We start from the raw sequence: 18,976 nt of genomic DNA, 5'->3' as shown, positions 1-18,976 counted from the left end.
TTAGCTGATTGATTGTGGTATGGAAGTTTTAATATCTAGGTATAGAAATATAGGAATAATGGCTCATATAGATGCTGGCAAGACCACCACAACAGAGCGTATTTTATTTTATACTGGTAAACAAAATAGGATTGGTGAAGTGCACGATGGTGCGGCTTCTATGGATTGGATGGAGCAAGAGAAGGAGCGTGGCATTACAATTACCTCTGCTGCAACAACATGTTTTTGGAATGATCATAGGATTAATATAATAGATACTCCTGGTCATGTTGATTTCACTATTGAGGTTGAGAGATCTTTGAGGGTTTTGGATGGTGCAGTTGCTGTATTTGATGGAGTTGCTGGAGTTGAGCCTCAGTCTGAGACAGTTTGGCGTCAAGCTGATAAATATACCGTTCCTCGTATCTGCTTTGTTAATAAAATGGATAGAATCGGGGCAAATTTTTATCGATGTGTCGATATGATAAAAACAAAGCTTGGCGCATCACCTTTAGTTATTCAGTTGCCAATAGGAAGTGAGAAAGATTTTAAAGGCATAATCGATCTTATTTCTATGAAAGCTATTATATGGCAAGAAGAAACATTAGGCGCTAAATTTTCTTATGAAGATATTCCTTCCGATTTGCTTGATAAGGCTCAAGAGTATCGAAATCTTTTATTAGATGCTGCAGCTGAAATGGATGATGAGGCGATAAATACTTACTTTGAATCTAACGATCTGCCAATTGATTTATTGAAAAAGTGTGTGAGAAATGGGACCATTAAAAGAAAATTTGTCCCTGTATTATGTGGGTCAGCTTTTAAAAACAAAGGCGTGCAATCACTTTTAGATGGTGTGGTTGATTTTTTACCCTCTCCTATTGATATTGATGTAATTATTGGAACTGATCCTAAAGATTCAGAAAAGAAAATTGAGATCAAACCTTCAGAAAAAGAGAAATTCGTTGCTCTTGCGTTTAAAGTGATGACGGATAAATTTGTAGGTAGCTTGACGTTTATTCGTATTTATTCTGGTAAGTTAAAATCTAAATCTGCTGTGTTAAATGCTGGAAAGAATGAGACTGAAGGAATTGGTAGAATGTTGCTTATGCATGCAAATAACAGAGAAGATATAAACGAAGCTAAAGTTGGCGATATAGTTGCCTTAGTTGGATTAAAGAAAACAATTACTGGTGATACTTTATGTTCATCTGATTTTCCTATACTATTAGAGCGTATGGAATTTCCTGATCCTGTTATTGAAACTGCTATAGAACCGAAAACTACCTCAGATCAGGAAAAATTAGGTGTTGCTTTGAATAGATTGGTTGCAGAAGATCCTTCTTTAAGGATGTCAGTAAATGCGGAGAGTGGGCAGACTATATTGAAAGGTATGGGTGAGCTGCATCTTGAGATTATTATTGATAGAATGAAGCGCGAGTTTAATGTTGAAGCTAACGTTGGTGCGCCTCAAGTTGCATATCGTGAAACTATCACTAAATCTGTTGAAATTGATTATACTCATAAAAAACAATCAGGTGGTGCTGGTCAGTTTGCTAAAGTTAAAATAAAATTCGAACCTCTTGAGCCTGGTTTTGGCTTTCAGTTTGAAAGTAAAATTGTAGGCGGTGCTATTCCAAAAGAGTATATACCTGGAGTGCAAAATGGCTTAGAGTTGATAAAAGAAGGTGGTATAATTTCTGGCTTTCCATTGATTGATTTTAAGGCTACTCTTCTTGATGGTGCTTTTCATGATGTTGATTCTAGTCCTTTGGCTTTTGAACTTGCTGCTAAAGGTGCTTTTAAGGAAATGGCAAATAAAGCTGGTCCAAAAATGCTAGAACCTATAATGAAAGTGGAAATCATTACTCCTGAAGAATATATGGGTGATGTTATGGGTGATATAAATAGTAGAAGAGGCAGTGTTGTTGATATGCTGGATTTAGGTAATAATAGCAAAATAATTACTGCTTCGGTTCCTCTTGCCAATATGTTTGGTTATATAAATGTTTTGCGTTCTATATCTCAGGGAAGAGCTCAGTATAGTATGCATTTTTCTTGTTATGAACAAGTGCCACAATATGTGGTTGATGAGTTAAAGTTAAAGTATAATTAAAGGTTAGTAATTATGACAGCGATAGTAGAAGCATTTGGAAAGCCGCATGTAAACGTGGGAACGATAGGACATGTGGATCATGGGAAGACAACGTTAACAGCGGCGATAACAAAGCATTATGGTAATTTTGTAGCATATGATCAAATAGATAAAGCGCCAGAAGAGAGAAAGAGAGGTATAACAATAGCAACAGCGCATGTTGAATATCAAACAGAAAAGAGACACTATGCACACGTTGATTGCCCTGGACATGCTGATTATGTAAAGAATATGATAGTAGGTGCAGCACAGATGGATGCAGCGATATTGGTAGTGTCAGGGGTTGATGGGCCGATGCCACAAACGAGAGAGCATATATTGCTGGCAAAACAGGTGGGTGTTGGATATATCGTGGTATATATAAATAAAGCTGATGTTGCTGATGCTGATATGATAGATTTGGTAGAAATGGAAGTGAGAGAGTTGCTGAGTAAGTATGGATTTCCAGGTGATGAAGTGCCTATGATAGTTGGGTCTGCGTTAAAAGCATTAGAGGATGATAGTAGTGAGTATGGAAAGAAATCAATAGATAAATTGATGGAGAAGTTAGATGAGTATGTGGCAGTACCTCCAAGGCCTATAGATTTGCCGTTTTTGTTGCCAATAGAAGATGTATTTTCAATATCGGGCCGAGGGACGGTAGTAACAGGAAGAATAGAGAAGGGGGAGATAAAGACAGGGGACGAGATAGAGATAATAGGTCTGAAAGGGACGCAAAAGACGATATGTACTGGTGTTGAGATGTTTAAGAAGTTGCTAGATAAGGGAAGTGCAGGACTCAATGTAGGAATACTACTAAGAGGAACAAAGAGAGAAGAAGTGGAGAGAGGGCAAGTACTGGCAAAACCAGGGACAATAACCCCGCATAAGAAATTTAATGCGGAGGTGTATATATTGAAGAAAGAAGAAGGAGGAAGGCATACACCATTTTTTGGAAATTATCAGCCACAGTTTTATTTAAGGACAACGGATGTAACTGGGAGCATAAAATTGCTAGATGGAAAGGAGATGGTAATGCCAGGGGACAATGTAAGTATAGAAGTGGAGTTGCAAGTACCAATAGCAATGGATAAAGGATTGCGTTTTGCGATAAGAGAAGGTGGTAGAACTGTTGGTTCTGGGGTTGTTTCGGAAATTTTAGAGTAAACTTTGAATTATAGGAGTGTAGCTCAATTGGTAGAGCGCTGGTCTCCAAAACCAGAGGTTGTAGGTTCAATTCCTATCGCTCCTGCATTAATATTATGGTAGAAATGTTAAAAAACCTATATGTTTTTTTTTGCGATATGAAGCAAGAAATAAGGAGAATTGCTTGGATAAAAAAACAGCAAGTATTGTCATCTTTGTTTATTGTAATAATTGTTATATTATGCTTTTCGATTTTCTTTTGCTTCGTAGATTTTATGTCTCTTTACATAATTAAGACTTTATTTGGAATTATTTATGGAATATAAGTATAAATGGTATATCATTAAAGTCGATTACGGGTATGAGAAGGATATATGCGAGTTGGCAATCAATAATGTTTACTTTAAGGAGGTGTTTATTCCTTATCAGACAGTATGTGATGTAAAATCTGATATAAAAGAGTTATGTGAAGTATATATATGTATGCATCTGTGTGATGAAAGCAAAAATATTTTGAATCAAATGACTGGGTTTTGTGGTGATGAGTCTGGTCATTTTGAGATGATTTCAGATGATGAAGTAATTTTAAAACGTAAGGAATTTAATAGGTATAAGTGGTACATTTTAAGAGTTGCCTCTAATTATGAAGAGAAAGTGCGCCAATATATATTAGAAAATTCTATGAGATTGAATATTAATAATTATTTTAATAGGGTTTTTATTCCTTGTGAAGAATTAAGTGAGATGGATTTAAAATCTAAAAAAAATGCTAAACGAAGGAAGTCCTTTCCTGGTTATGTCTTTTTATACATGAATTTATGCGATGAGGTATTAAATTTTATTAATAATATACCAAAATCTCTTAAGGTTTATGGATTTTTGAAAAATGGTAATGTTCCAAAGGTGATTGAGGATAATGAGATTCGCTCAATGTGTAATGCGCTTTACAATGCTCAAGAAACGAAAAAGTTGAGTTATGGTTATGAGAAAGGTGAAAAAGTAAAAATTAATGATGGTCTTTTTCAAAATTTTACTGGTAAGGTAGATATGGTAAATGACGAGAAAAAAATTATTAATGTTGAAGTATCAATCTTAGGTAAGCCAACAATAATAGAGCTTGATTTGGCTCAAGTAGAGAAAATAGAGGATTAATTATGAGTAATATAGTTGCTAAGATTAACTTACTTATGGAAGCTGGGAAAGCAGTTCCAGGACCGAAAATTGCTTCAGTACTTGGCCCGCGTGGTATACCTGTTCCTAAATTTTGTGAAGCTTTTAATAAAGCTACTAGCGCTGCTAACGCTAGTCATAAAGTAGGTGATTTAGTAACAGTGAGAATTTCCATAAAGGATGATCGCTCTCATGATTTTACTATCAGCGGTCCACCTGTGGCTTATTTGCTTAAGCAGGAAGCTAAATTAAGTAAAGGTTCTGGTAATTCTGGTAAAGAATTAGTGGCTAAATTATCTATGTCTGCTATCATTAAAGTGGCAAAGTGTAAGATGGTTGATATGAAAGTGGATAATGAAGATTCAGCAGTGAAGATGGTTATAGGCACTGCAAAATCTATGGGTATAGAAGTTGTGGAAGGTTAGGTAAATGAGTACATATAATGATAATTCTAAGCAGTGTTTGGAGAAGATTGTTGAGTCTGCTTCAGCAAAATTTAATGAATCAGTTGATATCGCAGTCAATTTAGGTGTAGATTCACGTAAATCTGAAGAGCAGGTGCGTGGTACAGTAGTTTTGCCTAAAGGTATCGGGAAGAATATTAAAGTAGCTGTTTTTGCTCAAGATAAACATTTATTAGAAGCTGAAAAAGCTGGTGCTGATATTACAGGAGGAGAAGATTTGGTTGAAGAGATAAAAAAAGGTAGAAAGTTGAATGTTGATTGGTGCATCACTACTCCTGATTTCATGGCAAAAATCACTTCTATTGCAAAAACATTGGGTGCTAAAGGGCTGATGCCTAACCCTAAATTTGGTACTGTGACTTCTAACATTGCGGAAGCTACTAAAACCATTAAGTCTGGTCAAATAAAATTCAGGACGGATAAAAATGGTGTTATTCATGGTAAATTAGGAAGTATTAAATTTGATATTGATGATTTGCTGGAAAATTTAAAAGCCTTTCTTAAAGTAATTAGAGACAATAAACCTGCTTCTGTGAAAGGAGTTTACTTTAAAAGCGTTTTTTTAAATTCAACTATGGGTAAAGCTCATAAAATAAACAAAGTAGAAGATATAATTTAAGGGAGCGAAATTGTGAAGCGTAAAGATAAGGATGAATTCATACAAAACATAATGAATGTGTTTGTAAATAATGATTTCTTAATATTGGTAAATTTCAAGTCTATGAATGTTAGCAATTCATTAATTCTTAGGAATAGTCTAAAATCTGTAATGGGTGGGATGTTAGTAGTTAAAAATACTCTAGCTTGCTTGGCTTTGGAAAGGACTGGTAAATTTTCTTATTTATCAGGTAAATTTTCTGGTTCTGTTGCTATTATATACTCTAGCGCTATAGTAGAAGCTGCAAAGTTAATAGTTGATTTTATTAATGCTAACAAAGAAAAAATGTCTGTGATTTGTGCGGCTCATATAAATGAATTATTAACAGTGGAAGATGTTAATAAATTGGCTAAGCTTCCCTCTCTGGATGAATTACGTGTTAAAATTATGCGTTTAATATCTTATGATATTCCTGCTCGGTTAGCATTGTCTATTAATTCATCTTCTATGAGGCTTATGAGAGTTTTGGATTACTATAGTTCTAAAAAATAAATTTGTTGTTAAATAAGGTGGTCAGTATGAATAATGTAACAAGTGATTTGGTTGATAAAATATTATCTTTAAATCTATTAGAAGCTTCTGAACTTGTAAAAGTTCTAGAAGAAAAAATAGGGTTGCCTAGTGGTTCTTTTCTTGGTGGAGCTGTTGGTGCTGGGGTGCCTATTAGTGATAATGCTAATGCTTCTGTTGCTCAAGAAAAAGCTGAATATAAAGTTGTAATCAAAGAGATTGATGCAAGCAAAAAAATAGGAGTGATTAAAGCTATTAGAGAAGTTAATTCTACATTGAATTTAAAAGAAGCGAAAGAATTAGTTGAGTCTTTACCCAAAGATTTGACTGCTAATGTTTCTAAAGACGAAGCAGAAAAAATAAAGCAAAAACTTATTGAAGCAGGAGCAACTAAAGTTGAGCTTGAATAAAATGTTAGTATATTAATTTTATGTTGATATAGCTCTTTTAATTAGTGAAGGTATTTTAATGGTTGATTCTTCTTATATGTGTGCTTCTAGTGCTTTTGTTCCTAGAGTTTCTTATTCCAGGTCGATTGATTTAAAAGATTCTTTGTTGGATTTGGTTAAAGTCCAAAAGGGGTCATATAATTCCTTTACTCCTAATGATGAGAGTAATGAAAGACTTGAAGCTATCTTTCATACAATTTTTCCAATATCTGATCCTTTGCATAGGGCTACTATCGAATTTTTGAATTGTAGGGTAGATGATCTTAAGTATAGTGAATCTGAATGTATAAAACGTGGTATAACTTTTTCTGCTCAGGTTATTGCTTCTATACGTCTTGTTATTATGCAGGATGGTGTTTCTCTTGAAAAATATCAAGAGATTAAAGAAGATGATGATCATTCTAAGCTTGCAACTGTTATAAAATCTGCTGAAGAGCAGGAGGTTCGCTTTTGTGAACTGCCTATGATGACTGATAAAGGTACTTTCATCATCAATGGCGTAGAGAAAGTTATCGTTTCACAAATGCATAGATCTCCTGGAGTGTTTTTTGATAGTGATAAGGGAAAAACTTACAATTCTGGCAAATTAATCTATTCTGCTAGAGTTATTCCTTATAGAGGTTCTTGGCTTGATATTGAGTTTGATGTTAAAGATCATTTGTATTTTCGTATTGATAGAAAGAGAAAGTTGCCAATATCAGTTTTATTAAAGGCTTTGGGCTTATCAAACAATGACATACTTAATAAATTTTATGAAAAAATAGAGTATATAAAACATAAAAGTGGCTGGAGAGTACCTTTTTCCCCTGATAAATTCAAGGGAGTGAGGCTTCCTTTTGATTTAAAGAATGTTGAAGGCAATGTGTTACTTAAAGCTAATGTTCGTATTACTTCAAAATTAGCTAAAAATCTATATGATAACGGATTGAAAGAGTATCTAATTCCTTATGATTCTATATGTGGTTTATTTCTTGCAGAAGATTTAATAGATAGTGCTAGTTCTACAAAAGTCTTATCTGCTGGTGAATCTATAAAATTAGAGGATATAAAAAAGCTTGAATTATTATCTATAGATAAAATATCAGTGTTGAACATAGATAATGTTTCTGTTGGACCTTACATATTAAACACACTTTTCTTAGATGAAAACATGTCTTATGAGAACGCTCTATATGAAATATATAAGGTTTTGCGTCCTGGTGAAGTTCCTGTTTTAAAGATAGTAGAGGAGTTTTTTCGTAATCTTTTCTTCAGTTCGGAATATTATGATTTGTCTAACATTGGTAGATTAAAACTTAACTCTTGCCTTGGGTTAAATTATGAGGAAAATTTAACTACTTTAACACATGAAGACATTATTGAAATTATAAGAAAAATAGTATTGTTACGTGATGGTCAAGGATCTGTAGATGATATTGATCATTTAGCAAATAGAAGAGTCCGTTCAGTTGGAGAGTTTATAGAAAATCAATTTAGAACTGGATTATTAAAATTGGGACGGGCAGTAGTTGATTCTATGTCTACTTCTAGTTTAGATAAAGTCTCTCCATCTGATTTTATAAATCCAAAAGTGTTAACCAATGTCTTAAGAGATTTTTTCAACTCTTCCCAATTATCTCAATTTATGGATCAGACTAATCCATTATCTGAAATAACACATAAAAGAAGGTTGTCAGCGTTAGGTCCTGGTGGTTTAACAAGAGAGAGGGCGGGATTTGAAGTGCGTGATGTTCATCCAACTCATTACGGAAGAATTTGCCCTATTGAAACTCCTGAGGGGCAGAATATAGGCTTAATTAACAGCTTAGCTATATACGCTCGTATTAATAAATATGGGTTCATTGAAAGTCCTTATAGGAAAGTAGTTAATAAGGTTGTTATTGATCAAATTGAGTATCTGTCTGCTATAGATGAAGGTTTATATTATATAGCCGATACCAGCGCAAAGCTTGATGAGAACAACTGCTTTGTTGATGATATGTTATACTGTAGGTATGCTGGTACCTTTGTAATGGTAAATAGTAGTCAAGTAAGTTACATTGATTTATCTCCTAAGCAGGTAATATCGGTTGCTGCTTCTTTAATTCCATTTTTAGAGAATGATGATGCTAATAGAGCGTTAATGGGTTCAAATATGCAGCGTCAAGCTGTACCTTTATTGAAGCCTACTGCTCCTTTGGTTGCTACTGGCATGGAATCTTTCGTAGCTTCTGGCTCTGGTGCTGTAGTTTTAGCAAAACGTGGTGGCATAGTTGACAGCTCAGATAGTAACTCTATAGTTATACGTGCTTTTGACAAAGGAGGAATTAACTACTTGGATGTAGATATTTATCATCTAAGAAAATTTCAGCGTTCTAACCATAATACTTGTATTAACCAGAAACCACTGGTGCATGTAGGTGATTGTGTTAAGGAAGGTGATGTGATAGCTGATGGTCCTGCTATTAATAACGGTGAATTGGCACTTGGCCAAAACTTGCTAGTCGCTTTTATGTCTTGGCAAGGTTATAATTTTGAAGACTCAATCATTATTTCTAGTGAAGTTGTTAAAAAAGATCTATTTACTTCTATTCATATAGAAGAATTTGAATGTGTTGTACATGACACTCCTTTAGGGTCGGAAAAAATAACTCGTGCCATACCCGGTGTTAATGAAGAAAATCTTTATCACTTGGATGATAGTGGTATAGTAAAGGTTGGTACAAGAGTTGGTCCAGGTTATATTTTGGTGGGGAAAGTTACACCTAAGCATTCTCTTTCATTGCCTCCTGAGACAAAATTGTTAATGACAATTTTTGGTGAAAAGTCATTTGATTGTGTGGATTCCTCTTTATATACATCTCCAGATATTGAAGGGATAGTAATTGATGTGCAGGTCTTTACACGCAGAGGGGAAGAAGAAAACGAAAGGGCATTTCTTATTAAACAAAAAGAGGCAAACGACTTTGAGAAAGAACGAGACCATATAATCAATGTTATTAATCAATATTTCTATGATGAATTAAGAAAAATTCTTATTAATTCTGGCTCTCAAGATCGAGAAAGTATTAATTTTATTGAACGTGAGGGATGGTGGGATATAGGATTGAAAAACCAATCTATTTCTAAGCAAGTTGAGAGCTTAAAAAAAGATTTTGATGAAAAAGTATCACATGCGATAGCAAACTTTAAGCGAAAAGTAGAAAAATTGCATGAAGGCTATGATCTGCCTCAAGGTGTGTCGATGTCAGTAAAAGTTTTTATTGCTGTAAAACATAGTTTGCAGCCAGGGGATAAAATGGCTGGTAGACATGGAAATAAAGGTGTGATTTCTCGAGTTGTTCCAGTAGAAGATATGCCTTATTTAGAAGATGGTACTCCTATTGATATTATTCTTAACCCTCTTGGCGTTCCTTCGCGAATGAATGTAGGTCAAATATTGGAAACGCATGTAGGTTGGGCTTGTAAAAAATTAGGAGAAAAAGTAGGCAATATTCTTGATGAGATCAATAAAATCAAACGTGCTTTTTGTGAGGCAATTAGATCTCTCAGTGATGATGATTTTGAAAAATTTGCAGCATTATATCTTGATAATAAAAAATTTGAGGATATTAATGATGATGAAATAACGGCTTCTATTTTAGATACGCCTAATAAGGATAAATTAAATAATGAATTGACTACATTAGTAGAGAATTATTTCAACTCTTGTAAAGATGCACACAGTAGTTTACGTCACTTCCTGATTGAGGTTTATAGTTGTGGCAGTAATTTATCTATTTGTAATAACATTCGCGATATTAATGATAATCACCTCATTGAATTTGCGTATAAGTTGCGTGATGGCATTCCTGTTACTGCACCTGTATTTGAAGGTCCAAAAGATGAACAAATAGTAAAGCTATTTGAACTTGCTGGATTGGATAACTCTGGGCAAGTTGTATTATATGATGGTTGCTCGGGTGAGAAGTTTGATCGCAAAGTTACAGTTGGTTACATGTACATGCTTAAGTTGCATCACTTAGTAGATGGTAAAATTCATGCGCGTTCAGTAGGACCTTATAGTTTGGTTACTCAACAACCTCTTGGAGGAAAGTCTCATTTTGGTGGTCAGCGTTTTGGTGAAATGGAATGTTGGGCATTGCAAGCCTATGGTGCTGCTTACACTTTGCAGGAAATGTTAACTGTGAAGTCTGATGATATTAATGGCAGGGTTAAGATTTATGAATCGGTAATAAAAGGTGACAGTAACTTTGAATGTGGAATTCCTGAATCCTTTAATGTCATGATAAAAGAGTTGCGTTCTTTGTGTTTTAATGTGGATTTGAAGCAAAATTACATAGTAATTGAAGATATATCTCACACTAATATCGCACAATCTTTTAATGAGGTTAGCATTTCCATTGCTAGCCCTGAAAGTATTAAACGTATGTCTTATGGAGAGATAACAGATGTTTCAACTGCAAACTACCGTACATTCAAAGTTGAGAAAGGTGGATTATTTTGTCCTAAAATTTTTGGTCCTGTCAATGATGATGAATGTTTATGTGGAAAGTACAAAAAAAGAAGACATAGGGGCCGTATATGCGAAAAATGTGGAGTAGAAGTTACATCTTCTAAAGTAAGAAGAGAAAGAATGGGTCATATAGAGCTTGCATCTCCTGTTGCTCATATATGGTTTTTGAAGTCACTTCCTTCAAGAATTGGAGCATTATTAGATATGTCTCTTAGAGATATCGAAAGTATTTTGTATAGTGATAATTATGTTGTAATAGATCCTCTTGTTTCCTCTTTTGAAAAAGGTGAAATTATTAGTGAGAAAGCTTATAATGAAGCTAAAGATAGCTATGGGGTCGATAGCTTTATAGCTATGCAAGGTGTTGAAGCTATAAGAGAATTGCTAATACGCCTTGATTTACATGAAATTAGGAAGAATTTAAGACAGGAGTTAGAGTCTGTTGCTTCTGAAATGAGAAGAAAGAAAATTATAAAGAGATTACGTATTGTTGAAAATTTTATCAAGTCTGGAAACAGACCTGAGTGGATGATACTTACAGCTATACCTATTTTACCACCTGACTTGCGTCCCTTGGTATCCCTTGAAAGTGGTCGACCTGCAGTTTCTGATTTAAATCATCATTATAGAACTATTATTAATAGAAATAATAGATTGAGAAAATTGTTAAGTTTAAATCCTCCTGAGATTATGATTCGTAATGAGAAAAGAATGTTACAAGAGGCAGTTGATTCTCTTTTTGATAATAGTCGTCGTAATGCTCTGGTAAATAAAGCTGGCGCTACTGGATATAAAAAGTCTATTAGCGATATGCTGAAAGGAAAGCAAGGTCGTTTCCGTCAGAATCTTTTAGGAAAAAGGGTAGATTACTCTGGACGTTCTGTAATAGTTGTTGGTCCAACTTTGAAACTAAATCAGTGTGGATTACCGAAAAGAATGGCTCTTGAGTTATTCAAACCTTTTGTTTACTCAAGGCTTAAAATATATGGAATGGCTCCAACTATTAAATTTGCTAGTAAGTTAATAAGAGCAGAAAAGCCAGAAGTCTGGGATATGCTTGAAGAAGTAATAAAAGAGCATCCTGTTTTGCTAAATAGAGCGCCTACGCTACATAGGCTTGGTATTCAGGCTTTTGAGCCAGTCCTTATTGAAGGTAAAGCAATACAGCTTCATCCACTTGTTTGTACAGCATTTAACGCTGACTTTGATGGTGATCAAATGGCGGTACATGTGCCAATTTCATTGGAAGCTCAACTTGAAGCTAGAGTGTTGATGATGTCAATTAATAACGTTTTAAGTCCTTCTAATGGAAGACCGATTATAGTTCCTAGTAAAGATATAGTGCTTGGTATATACTACCTAACTTTACAGCAACTTAAGGAGGATGATTTACCACTTTTCTGTGCCTTTTGTGAAGTTGAGCATTCCTTAAACAACGGTACTCTACATATTCATTCTCATATAAAGTACAAAATGGAATACATCAATAGCGATGGAAACATTCAGTATAAAACTATTTTTACAACTCCTGGACGTTTAATATTATGGCAGATTTTTCCTAAACATAAGAATCTAAGCTTCGATTTAATAAATCAGGTATTAACAGTTAAGGAAATAACTAGCATTGTTGATTTAGTATATCGTAGCTGCGGTCAAAGTGCTACAGTGGTATTTTCTGATAAATTGATGACACTTGGCTTTGAGTATGCTACATTTTCCGGTACTTCTTTTAGTCGTTGCGATATGGTCATACCTGAAACTAAAGCTACACACGTTGATTATACAAGGGGTGAAATTAAGAAATTTTCTGCACAGTATCAAGACGGACTAATCACTAAAAGTGAGAGGTATAATAAAGTTATAGATGAGTGGTCTAAGTGCACAGATATAATAGCGAATGATATGTTAAAAGCGATATCTCTGTATGATGAAAATAGTAAGTACAATTCAATATATATGATGGTTAGCTCCGGTGCAAGAGGTTCTACTTCCCAGATGAAGCAGTTAGCAGGAATGCGAGGGTTAATGACCAAACCTTCTGGTGAAATTATAGAAACACCTATAATTTCTAATTTTCGCGAAGGATTAAATGTATTTGAATACTTTAATTCTACTCACGGTGCGCGTAAAGGTTTAGCTGATACTGCACTTAAAACTGCAAACTCTGGATACTTAACTCGTCGCTTGGTTGATGTATCTCAAAATTGCATAGTTACAAAACATGACTGTAAAACGAAAAATGGCCTTATTGTAAGAGCTATAGTTGAAGGTAGTACTATAGTTGCATCTCTAGAGAGTGTTGTACTGGGTAGAACAGCTGCAAATGATATATATAACCCAGTAACCAAAGAGTTATTATTAAAAGCAGGAGAACTAATTGATGAAGATAAAGTAAAGCAAATCAACATTGCAGGTCTTGATGCTATAAAAATTAGATCGCCTTTAACTTGTGAAATAAGTCCTGGTGTGTGTTCTTTGTGTTATGGAAGAGACCTTGCAACTGGTAAAATTGTTTCAATAGGTGAAGCAGTTGGTGTTATCGCTGCTCAATCTGTTGGAGAGCCAGGTACTCAGTTAACGATGCGTACTTTCCATATAGGTGGGGTAATGACTAGAGGTGTTGAATCCTCAAATATTATAGCTTCTATTAATGCTAGAATAAAACTAAACAATAGTAATATAATTATAGATAAAAACGGAAATAAAATTGTGATAAGCCGTTCCTGTGAAGTCGTTTTAATTGATAGCCTTGGTAGTGAAAAATTGAAGCACAGTGTGCCTTATGGTGCTAAACTTTATGTAAATGAGGGTGAGTTAGTAAAAATTGGTGATAAAGTTGCGGAATGGGATCCGTATACACTACCTATTATTACGGAAAAGAGTGGTACAATATCTTACCAGGATTTAAAAGATGGAATTTCAATCACTGAAGTGATGGATGAATCTACAGGAATATCAAATAGAGTAGTAAAAGATTGGAAATTGCACTCTGGTGTAGCTAATTTACGTCCTCGTATTGCACTGCTTGATGATAATGAAAAAGTAATAACACTTTCAAGTGGTGTGGAAGCATGTTACTTTATACCAGTTGGTGCAGTGCTTAATGTACAGGATGGCCAAAAGGTTCATGCAGGTGATGTTATCACAAGAACGCCGAGAGAGTCAGTTAGAACTCGTGATATTACTGGTGGCTTGCCTAAGGTTATAGAATTATTTGAAGCACGTCGTCCTAAAGAGCATGCTATCGTTAGTGAAATAGATGGCTATGTAACGTTCTCTGAAAAAGACCGTAGAGGAAAACGCAGTATAGTAATTAAACCTTTAGATGAGCAAGCTTCTCCAGTTGAGTATTTAGTATCAAGAAGTAAGCATGTAATAGTCAATGAAGGTGATTTTGTGCGTAAAGGTGATTTATTGATGGATGGCGATCCTGATCTTCATGATATTCTACGTGTGCTTGGGTTAGAAGCGTTAGCACACTATATGATTTCTGAAATACAGCAAGTTTATAGATTGCAAGGTGTGCGCATAGATAACAAGCATTTAGAAGTGATCTTAAAGCAAATGCTACAAAAAGTAGAAATTACCGATCCTGGTGATACTATGTACTTAATTGGAGAAAATATCGACAGGCTGGAAATTGATAGAGAAAATGATGCTATGAATAACTCTGGAAAACGACCTGCTCATTATCTTCCTATTCTGCAGGGAATTACTAGAGCAAGCCTTGAAACTAATTCCTTTATTTCTGCTGCCTCTTTCCAAGAAACAACAAAAGTACTTACGGAAGCAGCATTTTGTGGAAAGAGTGATCCTTTGAGTGGGTTAAAAGAAAATGTTATAGTAGGAAGATTAATTCCTGCTGGTACGGGTTTGGTTATGAATAAGGTGAAAGCACTTTCGCTTTGTGAAAATATAGATAAATATGAAAAATATTTTGATATTGAGACTTATGACGAAAAATTGCTGAGTGATAATAGTTATCAATTACATTCTGATGAAGAAGAGAGTGTGGTGGTATCGCACTATGATCAGTCAAGTTGAATATAGCTAATGAGGTAGTATGTTTAATCTGTTTTTAACTAAAAAAATCAATTATATTTTCTTTCACCTCTGTGCTGTCTATTATGTTATTTACTCTTACACGAAATTCAGATGAGTTTTGAAGCCCGCTACTGTACCATCCTATATGTTTGCGGGCCATCTTTATTCCTGTATCGCTTCCATAGTACTCAAGAATATTGTCATAATGCTTGAGTATTATGCTTAATCTCTCTGAGGCTGTTGGCTCAGAAACTTTATTTCCACTCAAAAAGTTTATTGCTTGATTAATCAGCCAAGGTTTGCCGTAAGCACCACGACCTATCATTACTCCATCTGCTCCAGATTCTTTAAGTGCACTTTGAACATCATTCAAACTCTTAATATCTCCATTTACTATAACTGGAATTTTTACCTGCTCTTTAACATTTCTAACGAATTTCCAATCTGCTTGACCATTGTAAAGCTGTGCCCTTGTCCTTCCATGTACAGTAATCATCTTTGCTCCCAAATCTTCTGCAATTTTTGCCAAGCGCGGAGCATTACGATTTTCGTCATTCCATCCAGTACGCATTTTTACTGTAACTGGCACACTCACTGCCTTGACTACAGCTTCTATTATCTCAGCAGCCTTTTTTTCATCACGCATAAGTGCTGACCCTGCGTAACCGTTTACAACTTTTTTAACTGGACAACCAAAATTTATATCTATGATTTTTGCACCCATGCCCTCATTTAACTTTGCAGCTTCCGCCATAACATCAGGCTCACAACCAGCAAGTTGTACAGCGGTTAGTTCATCGACTTTTGCTTTTTGCATGCTCTGGCGAGTTTGCATGATCATAGCTCTGCTTGCAATCATTTCTGAGACTAGCAAACTTGCACCAAGTTTCTTTACAATACTCCTAAATGGATAGTCAGTCACTCCAGACATTGGCGCTAAAATAACTGGAGAATCAATAGTTAGATTTCCTACTTGGAGAGACACAGGCTTTCTAGTTGCTAAAAAATGCATTTTTGACACTGTTATAAGCTGTTATTATAACATCTTGCACAAATGAACTTGTGGCAGGTTGTGTTTCCTCTTTCTTACTATCTTCAAGACTAAGCTGCTGTAGAGCATCATGTAAAATTCCACCTTCAGCAATAGCTTCTTTCCACTCTTCGTCCTCCATAAGTGCTTTTGTAAACTCTCTTCTTTTCTTTTGCAATTGTTCTGAACTAGGTTTGTATTTTGATAACTCTCTGTCAATTTCATCAAATGATTTATCCTCGTTGAACATTTGCGTAATCCTATGAGCATTTTCTAAAGCAAACACTCCACAATTACAGCCATCTTTTTGCTGCTTAGTTGGTGAGCTTCTTATGTTGTCATCATTTCCTATCTCCAACGTTTCCTGCAATATACTCACTATATAATTGCCATCAATTTGCTTACTAACTAATTTGTTTTTGTGTTTTCTTGCGCAATTTAATGTTTCTTGAACATCATCTTTTTTTTCCTTAAGGATGACATTGTCTGGATTATTTTCTTTTTCCCTTATCAAATCTCCGATTTCATTGTCTAAAGGCTCCACACATTCCGCAGTAATCTCATTAGCAAGACTTATATTATCTTTTATTGTTCCATCAATCTTATTTGGTAATTGAGTGCCAAATGAGTCACAATAGTAAGCTCTAAATTGTTTATTTGTTGATTCATATGTACCGACTAATGTTACCCAATGATAATTTCCTATATTAACAACTGCAGTAAATGTTTTTTTTGAGTTTTCCCGCTTTACTTCATTTTTGTACTCTTTTAACCTTTCATTTAATGAGTTTACATCTCCAGGAATAGAGAAAAATACATTATTCGTGGAGGATTCTGAATATCCATATTTCACTCTTGCAATATGCGCAATATCATGCTGCCGCAACAAGTAATCATATTTTTTGAGATTTGTCTGATGCATAAGAGTTTGTAAATCTCCATGAAACTCTTTGCCACCCAAACCACTATCTCCTGAAGCATTAGAATTTCTACGACTATTGTTACTTGAGGCAGGTTCACTTCCTGGTGCAATACCACTATCTGTAGATGGAGAATAGGAATTTCTACGTACCCTCTTATCCGAATCATTTGTTTGTCTTGATATAGTATCTAGTCCACTATCCAGTGATTTACTTCTTGTGAGTTTTTGCTCTTTTGGACTCTTTTCTTCCTTTACAGTTCCTTTTTCATCAACATAACCTTTTACCAAGTAAAATAAAGGTTCAATAACCATCTTGTATGTCGCTGCAAACACTATTCCCATTAAGATCCAAGCTATAGGGTTGGAGATGAGCATAGCAAGTGGTAAGGTTAAGAGGAAAGATCCCATTATCAATCCCAAACAGCCAATGGTAAATGTAGTCGCCAAATATATACAAAAAGCGTAGACAGCAAATCTTCCACTAGCCTTAAGTTTAGTGAAGTGAGTACTCTCTTTAGATTTATTGTATCTTTCTATGATGGCTAACATATTATATTTCAAGTTTATCAATTCTAGCAAATTATGAAGGTAAAATCAATATTAGCATTTATATGTAAAAATATTGAGCATTCAAAGCTTTTGAAGTAGAGTAATGATGTTAGTAATAGCACAACATATGAATGATATAGAACATATACGCAAAAACCCTAAAGGATTTGAAAAAGCAATAAAAAGCAGAGGGGTGAAAGAATTTACTACAGAAGAAATATTAGAGATAGACCATAAAAAAAGATTACTGACTACTAAATTGCAAGCTTTAAATAAGCAACGAAACGAGGTCACGGAAGAAATAAAGAGGCTTAAAATGAACAAAAGCCCATGTGAAGAACAAGTAAAGTTATCAAAAAGCATCACAAGTGAGATAGAGACAATCAGCCTCAAGGAGCAAACAGAAAAAAATAAGTTAGTGGATATTTTATCTAACTTACCAAATATTTCTGCACAAAATGTACCAATAGGTGAAGATGAGAGCTCCAACGTAGAAATCAGAAAATATGGAGAAAAAAGGCAATTTAGTTTTATGCCAAAATTTCATTATGAACTCGGAGAAAGGTTAGGCTTGATGGCTTTTGAGCAAGCAGCAAAAATTTCTGGATCAAGGTTTACAATATTAAAAGGACAATTAGCTAAGCTTGGACGAGCATTAATAAATTTTATGCTGGAAACACATGTTAATGAATTTGCCTATACTGAGGTTTATCACCCAGCCTTGGTGAAAAACGAGGCGATGTATAACGTTGGTCAGCTACCAAAATTTTCTGATGACTCATATTTAACTACCGATAAATTAAGATTAATTCCCACAAGTGAAGTAGTTTTAACAAATTTAGTTGCTGACAAAATAATAGAAGAAAAAGAACTGCCTATTCGTTTTACTGCATATTCAGAATGTTTTCGTAAAGAAGCTGGCAGTGCAGGACGAGATACAAGAGGTATGATAAGGCAACACCAATTTGGTAAAGTGGAATTAGTAAGCATCACAACTGAAGACCAGTCAAATGATGAGCTTGAACGCATGACAAATGCTGCTGAGGAAATATTAAAAAAATTAGAACTACCGTATAGAATAATGCTGCTTTGTAGTGGTGATATGGGCTTTGCTGCACAAAAGACTTATGATATAGAGGTATGGTTACCTGAGCAAAATAAGTACAGAGAAATATCAAGCTGCTCAAATTGCGGTACGTTCCAGGCAAGAAGAATGAACACTAAATACTTCTTAGAAACTGACAGAAAAACAAAAAAATACGTTCACACTTTAAACGGCTCAGCTTTAGCCATAGGAAGAACAATTGTTGCCATAATGGAGAACTATCAAAATTCCGATGGGTCAGTTACAATACCAAACGTGTTGCAAAGATACATGAGTAATGATACTGTTATAAGCAAACAATAATTTTGACATATAGAAAAG

At 34.7% G+C, this 18,976-nt stretch carries 12 protein-coding genes and 1 tRNA gene; 11 read left to right on the top strand and 2 right to left on the bottom strand.

The features are described from left to right. Positions 1 to 19 precede the first annotated feature (19 nt). From fusA to JKF54_RS02200, 10 genes are all read left to right on the top strand, one after another. Positions 20 to 2,095, top strand: coding sequence for an elongation factor G (gene fusA, locus JKF54_RS02245; protein WP_211908501.1), 2,076 nt, complete (start codon positions 20 to 22; stop codon positions 2,093 to 2,095). A gap of 12 nt (positions 2,096 to 2,107) precedes the next feature. Continuing rightward, positions 2,108 to 3,280: an elongation factor Tu gene (gene tuf, locus JKF54_RS02240; protein WP_211907845.1), complete on the top strand. Its 1,173-nt coding sequence runs from the start codon at positions 2,108 to 2,110 to the stop codon at positions 3,278 to 3,280. A 12-nt stretch (positions 3,281 to 3,292) separates the two neighbouring features. Next, positions 3,293 to 3,365 (top strand) — tRNA-Trp (locus JKF54_RS02235). Positions 3,366 to 3,375: 10 nt separating this feature from the next. Beyond that, positions 3,376 to 3,585: a preprotein translocase subunit SecE gene (secE, locus tag JKF54_RS02230; RefSeq protein WP_211908499.1), complete on the top strand. Its 210-nt coding sequence runs from the start codon at positions 3,376 to 3,378 to the stop codon at positions 3,583 to 3,585. After that, the gene (gene nusG / locus JKF54_RS02225) at positions 3,575 to 4,411 is read left to right on the top strand and encodes a transcription termination/antitermination protein NusG (protein WP_211908497.1); all 837 of its coding nucleotides are present in this window, start codon (positions 3,575 to 3,577) and stop codon (positions 4,409 to 4,411) included. Before secE ends, nusG begins: the two co-directional genes overlap by 11 nt. Positions 4,412 to 4,413: 2 nt before the next feature. After that, a complete protein-coding gene (locus JKF54_RS02220) occupies positions 4,414 to 4,854 on the top strand; it encodes a 50S ribosomal protein L11 (RefSeq protein ID WP_211908495.1) in 441 nt (146 codons plus the stop codon). A 4-nt stretch (positions 4,855 to 4,858) separates the two neighbouring features. Further along, complete coding sequence (gene rplA, locus JKF54_RS02215; protein ID WP_211908494.1) at positions 4,859 to 5,512, top strand: 50S ribosomal protein L1; 654 nt, start codon at positions 4,859 to 4,861, stop codon at positions 5,510 to 5,512. Between the two features lie 12 nt (positions 5,513 to 5,524). Then, positions 5,525 to 6,043 carry a 50S ribosomal protein L10 gene (rplJ, locus tag JKF54_RS02210; RefSeq protein ID WP_007301987.1) on the top strand — a complete coding sequence of 173 codons (519 nt, stop codon included), beginning with the start codon at positions 5,525 to 5,527 and terminating at the stop codon, positions 6,041 to 6,043. Between the two features lie 26 nt (positions 6,044 to 6,069). Next, positions 6,070 to 6,471: a 50S ribosomal protein L7/L12 gene (gene rplL, locus JKF54_RS02205; RefSeq protein WP_211908493.1), complete on the top strand. Its 402-nt coding sequence runs from the start codon at positions 6,070 to 6,072 to the stop codon at positions 6,469 to 6,471. 58 nt (positions 6,472 to 6,529) lie between these two features. After that, on the top strand, positions 6,530 to 15,049 hold the full coding sequence (locus tag JKF54_RS02200; RefSeq protein WP_211908492.1) for a DNA-directed RNA polymerase subunit beta/beta': 8,520 nt from the start codon (positions 6,530 to 6,532) through the stop codon (positions 15,047 to 15,049). A 34-nt stretch (positions 15,050 to 15,083) separates the two neighbouring features. Here JKF54_RS02200 and dusB read toward each other — a convergent pair whose 3' ends face one another. Continuing rightward, complete coding sequence (dusB, locus tag JKF54_RS02195) at positions 15,084 to 16,061, bottom strand: tRNA dihydrouridine synthase DusB (protein ID WP_369800764.1); 978 nt, start codon at positions 16,059 to 16,061, stop codon at positions 15,084 to 15,086. Beyond that, positions 16,042 to 17,550, bottom strand: a complete 1,509-nt coding sequence (locus JKF54_RS02190; protein WP_211908491.1) for a hypothetical protein — start codon at positions 17,548 to 17,550, stop codon at positions 16,042 to 16,044. The genes dusB and JKF54_RS02190 overlap by 20 nt, the downstream gene beginning before the upstream one ends. Positions 17,551 to 17,677: 127 nt before the next feature. On the opposite strand from JKF54_RS02190, the gene serS reads away from it, so the two are divergent. Beyond that, positions 17,678 to 18,958, top strand: a complete 1,281-nt coding sequence (serS, locus tag JKF54_RS02185) for a serine--tRNA ligase (RefSeq protein WP_211908723.1) — start codon at positions 17,678 to 17,680, stop codon at positions 18,956 to 18,958. The last annotated feature ends 18 nt before the right edge of the window (positions 18,959 to 18,976 follow it).

The organism is Wolbachia endosymbiont of Spodoptera picta, from assembly GCF_018141665.1.
Classification (GTDB): Bacteria; Pseudomonadota; Alphaproteobacteria; order Rickettsiales; family Anaplasmataceae; genus Wolbachia.
Note: the sequence above shows the minus strand (reverse complement) of the source record. Positions and strands in the feature narration are given on the sequence as shown.